The following is a 5,238-nucleotide window of genomic DNA, read 5'->3' as shown; positions in this document are numbered from 1 at the left end:
TTTTTCTCTGTTTCACAAAATCGTTAATCAGGCTAAATCTAGGAATGCTTCTTTTCTCTTTAATAAAGCGTAAATCCAATGAAGCAACTTATTCATACAGGCAACGATTGACACTTTGGCCGGTTTTCCTTCTGATTTTTTCTTATCATAGAAGGCTTTAAGCTTTTTGTTCCTTGAACTTCTTATGCCGCATAGTACGGCAAGATACAGAGAATGACGTAGTCTGCTCGAACCTCTTTTTGTAATACGATTAATGGTTGCCGTAAACTTACCCGATGAGTGAACACTTGGATCTACTCCAGCGAAGGCAACCAGTTTTTTCGGATGATTAAACCGATCGATTTCACCAATTTCAGAGATAATCGTGGCTGCGATTTTTTCTCCGATACCCGGAATCGATTGGATGATCTTATATTCTTCCAGTTCATTTGCCAGGGCCACTATACGATCTTCCAAATCAGAAAGGTGTCCCTGGTAATGAAAAAGCAACTCAATATACATACGAAGATTGATTACGTGACTTTCATACACGCTTTTTTGAAATGGATTTCGAGATGCGGAATCCATTATTTTTTTTGCTTTTCCCCATGCCCATTCACCCGATCGGCTAGAACAGAACTCTATAACACTCTCTGCTAGTCTACTTTCTCCGGCTGTTAATACCGCCTCTGAAGTAGGATATTCCTTTAACATCAATAAAGAAACCTTCGAATATAGATCCCAAAAACCTTCCGGTATTCAGGAAACACTTGATCTAAAATGGTGTGAAACTGAAGTTTAGCTTCCACATACATATTCGTTACGATTTCCTGTTGTCTGGACAAATTCCGAAGGTCTAATAGCTGAATTCCTCTCATTTTATGAGGTTCTAAATCCTCTTTGTAATACAGCACACACAACTGGTACGCATCGATAGCGTCTGTTTTTACCTTCCGTAAACTGGACTTCTTTGCCTGATAAGAAATAATCGGATTTAGTAAGATATATAGAATCCCTTGATCCTCCAGGTATTGAATAACGGGAGAATGGTAATGCCCTGTAGATTCTAAAATGACCATAGGCATCTGCCCTGTCACCTCTTCAATTTCTTTTAGAAATTCTAAAAAATGATCTAACTCCTCTTTGATATGCTTCATTGAAAAGCTCTTCCCATACGGTTTAGATTGATCTAAGAATGCCTGAACTTGGCTTTCTCCTTTTGCCACATCCAGACCAACAACTGGATTCATTATCTTTACCTCCTCTACTTATTAACCAGTACCCCTAGTCCTCCATGTAGTGTCATAGCTTCGCTTGTTATACGAGATCTGCGTCCCAACCAGCCTCAAACATGTTTCTACAAGTAGGGGGCGGACAGTTTAGTTCACGGGATCAAGTCCCACGCACCCGTACGTCCTACCCTGGCTACTGATATAATAGATTCTATTAAAAAAAGGTCAACCAGTAAATAAACTGCACCCTATGTAAAGGACATTTTTAAAAAAGGTCATGCCACTTGGAGAAGGTGATTTCTGTATTGAACAGGAGTCATCTTCTTTAAGTTCCATTGATATCTGAAATTGTTATAGTACGTCATATAACTTCTAATTTCCTTTTTAAGTTCTTCTATAGTATTACAAGGTTTAATATAGGCTTCATCTTTGAAATGACCAAAGAAGGACTCTAGGGGAGCGTTATCCCAACAGTTGCCTCTTCTTGACATGGATTGCCCAAGTCCTAGTTTTTTTACGTGTTTCTGAAAAGTGGGACTAGTATAGTGTACTCCTTGATCAGAGTGAATAAAGGCCCCTTCGGCAAACTTTACTCGTTTATTCTTCGTTAACTTTACTAATGTATCTGTAGCTAAATCTAATGTCATTCGGCTAGACACATTATAGGCAAGTATTTCATTCGTTGAACTATCTTTAATCGTGGATAAATAAGCCTTTTGTCTATTGTCATAATATAAATATGTAATATCAGTAAGTAATACTTTTCCTGGAATTGCTTGTTTAAACTCTCGGTTTAATAAGTTCGGCAGAATCGTGTGTTCTTGAGTGGCTTTCAACATCTTCTGATAAGGGTTGGTTCTTCTAATAGGACAAACAATCTTGTATTTCCTCATAATCCTTCGGATTCGCTTCAAGTTATATGTAATTCGAAACTGTCCTTCTAACGTCATCTTAATCTGGCGTGCACCTTTTTTGCGGCGTTTAAAATGAAAAGCATTTAAAATATTTTCTTTAAGTATCAAGTCTTTTTCTTCTCTTCGCTCTCTTCTTTCCTGAGCTTGTGAAGAAAAGTAGTTATAAAAACCAGAGCGAGAAACTCCCGCAATTTCGCATAAGAAACTCACCATATTTTTAAGTAGATACTTTTCTATTACTGAACGTATTAAAAGAAACCTATGTTCAGCAGAGACTTTTACTCGTTTTTCTTCATCCCCCTTTCCATCATGTCTAACTTTTTTAGTAACTCATTCTCAGCTCTCAACAATTGATTTTGTGCTTCTAATCTAGCATTCTTTTCTTCTAGAGAAAGCTCCTTCTGAGTTGGTCTCCCCGAATTATCACTACGCGTATCCCTAAGTCCCAATACTCCTGATTTTTTATAAGCAGTACGCCATCTGGAGGCTGCCCTTTGTACTCTGACAATACCTATGACTTCAATATTAAAACCATTCTCCTCGAAAATCTGCCTTGGCAACTTACCATTTTCATTTTCAGCTATAAAAATCCTCTTAAATTCGTCTGTATATGTAACACCCTTTGAACTTATAGATTTAACATATGGATTATTAGATAGTATTTCTATTTCTTTCTCAGTAAAGAGTTTTTTTGGCATTTAATTGTTCTCCGATTCTCCCATTTTTTTCATTATACATAAAAGTACCCTACAGAGCAGACCTTTTTTTAGTGTCTACTCTATAGGGTACAGTTTAAAAAACTGGCTAACCTTATAATACGAACGCACCCGTTGGTTCATTAAGACCTTGCTTTTGATCGTTGTTATAGAAATCTGACATTATGTAATAAATGATTTTTTCCATTCCATTCGATTATTAGTTCTTCTATACCTAAAATTGCTGTATCTGGTTTTGTTGTTTGTTCTTGAATCCACTTTTTTATATTAGGTAAAATTGAATTATTAAATTCTTTGTACGCTTTTTCAGGATAAGTATTTCCGGATATTGGAAAGAAGTAAATACCTATCGTTCTATCTCTTTGGTAAGAAGCTGTAGCGATAACGGTCCCTTTAATAATTGGTCTATTTGCATTAGGACATCTACTATCAAATTCAAATTGTCTTGTCAGACCAAAGCAAATACTTAGTTCGTCGGTGTTCAAAAGATTATATTTAAGTTGTTTTTTATTTGTAACATATTTCTCAGTATTGTTCAGATTCCTGCAATATGAAATTTTCATAGACTTCCCCCCACTTATTGAAGTAAAGCACCCGTTAGTTTAAGTACAATACTTCACAAACAAAAAGAAGATGCCTGGTTAAAGCATCGTTAAGACCTAAAGTAATTAATACTACTTCTCAGATATTGCCTTTCTCGCTATTTCTTTATCATCAAAATGAATTGTTTTATCTTTGAATTTTTGATAGGTCTCATGACCCTTTCCAGCTATTATAACAACATCATTTGAAGTAGCCTCTTTGATAGCTTTATATATAGCTTCTTCTCGATCAGCGAGTAATTCATATTGTAATGAATTAGACTTTTTCATTCCTTTTTCTATGTCATTCATAATTTTAATAGGGTCTTCTGAACGTGGATTATCAGAAGTAACAAAAACATTGTTACTGTATCTGCTAGCGATTTCTCCCATAATTGGTCGTTTTCCTTTATCTCTATCCCCACCACAACCAAAAACAGTAATTACTTTTCCTTTTGTGAATTCTTTAATTGATTTTAATACGTTTTCTAAAGCATCTGGTGTATGAGCGTAGTCAACTAAAACAAGATAATCTTGTCCTTCATCCACTATTTCCATCCTGCCACTTATACTTGTTAACAAGGAAAGACTACTTCTAATATTCTCAAGGGGTATTCCTTCAATTAACGCTGCTGTTATACCAGCTAATGCATTATAAACATTAAAACCCCCTACTAATTGTAGGTGTATTTCAATTTCTCCTTTAAAAGTAATAAGTAAAAACCGAATTCCTTGCGATGTCATGGTGATATTTTTTGCAGAAACATCAGCTTCATTGTTGATTCCGTAAGTAATAACTTCCACTGCTGATAATTTACGAAAATGTTCAAAACTTGGGTCATCTGCATTTAGGACAGCATATTTTTCATCTTTAGATTTAAATGTATTTCCGAGCCTAGAGAATAAAAGCCCTTTTGTATTCCTATATTGTTCCATTGTGCCGTGATAATCTATGTGATCTTGAGTAAGGTTTGTAAATATGGCTGTTCTAAAGTTACACCCCATTACACGCTTCATGTCTAACCCTTGAGATGTAACTTCCATAACACAATATTCCGTGTTGTATTCCCTCATTTTCCGGAGGTTTCTTTGTAAAATTGGGGGTTCCTGTGTATTTATATCTGTGGGATACATGATTCCGTTAATCTGAATGCCGTTATTACCCATCAGACCAGTTTTAAGTCCGTAATCAGTAAAAATTTTTTCAATAATGTAAGAGGTAGTGGTTTTGCCGTTCGTTCCTGTTATTCCAATAAGTTTCATCTCATGTGAGGGATGATTATAAAAATTCGAAGCAATAACAGCCATTGCATGCCTTGCATCTTTAACATATATCTTTGGTACATCAATATCAACATCACGTTCGACTAAAAGGGCTACTGCACCATTCCTAATGGCATCTTTAGCATAATGGTGTCTATCTTCAAGAAATCCTTTAATGGCTGGTACACAGATAAACAAATTCCCCTTTTCCACTTTCCTTGAGTCCATTTGTAATCCTGTAATTTCGACATCCATATTCCCTTCTATTTCTTTGACCATAAAAAGGTCAGCTATCTCTTTTAACTTCAAGTTAGAACCCCTCTCAATTAATTATGTTTATAAACTTTTATTGGCAATTTATTCTTATATTCTACATTCTTATCCAACTAACCTGCCCCGATAGGTCCATAATCGAGTAGAGGGAAAATAAATGTATTATTTTCGCCCCTCTCACAACACCGTACGTACGGTTCGCGTATACGGCGTTTCAATTTATATTACAGTGTGTACTTTTAGATAATGCTCTAAAGCAGAGGGGACTCCCCTCTGCTTT

At 35.7% G+C, this 5,238-nt stretch carries 3 protein-coding genes and 1 pseudogene; all 4 read right to left on the bottom strand.

The features are described 5' to 3' along the window. Nucleotides 1-27: 27 nt before the first annotated feature. The 4 genes and pseudogenes from AC1DIV_RS29480 to AC1DIV_RS29465 all read right to left on the bottom strand — a co-directional run bounded on the left by AC1DIV_RS29480 (nucleotide 28) and on the right by AC1DIV_RS29465 (nucleotide 4,994). Nucleotides 28-1,229, bottom strand: a pseudogene (locus tag AC1DIV_RS29480) (IS110 family RNA-guided transposase). Nucleotides 1,230-1,486: 257 nt separating this feature from the next. Continuing rightward, a protein-coding gene (locus tag AC1DIV_RS29475; RefSeq protein WP_434092001.1) for an IS3 family transposase occupies nucleotides 1,487-2,823 on the bottom strand; the annotation gives its coding sequence in 2 pieces (ribosomal slippage) (nucleotides 1,487-2,439 and nucleotides 2,439-2,823; 1,338 coding nt in all). 164 nt (nucleotides 2,824-2,987) lie between these two features. Continuing rightward, nucleotides 2,988-3,404, bottom strand: coding sequence for a hypothetical protein (locus tag AC1DIV_RS29470; RefSeq protein WP_477577927.1), 417 nt, complete (start codon nucleotides 3,402-3,404; stop codon nucleotides 2,988-2,990). Nucleotides 3,405-3,515: 111 nt separating this feature from the next. After that, nucleotides 3,516-4,994, bottom strand: a complete 1,479-nt coding sequence (locus tag AC1DIV_RS29465) for a UDP-N-acetylmuramoyl-L-alanyl-D-glutamate--2,6-diaminopimelate ligase (RefSeq protein ID WP_477577926.1) — start codon at nucleotides 4,992-4,994, stop codon at nucleotides 3,516-3,518. Between the last annotated feature and the right edge of the window lie 244 nt (nucleotides 4,995-5,238).

The sequence above is a fragment of the Peribacillus sp. 05N428 genome, assembly GCF_056397085.1.
The sequence above is the reverse complement of the archived record's forward strand: the minus strand, read 5'-3'. Positions and strand labels throughout refer to the sequence as shown.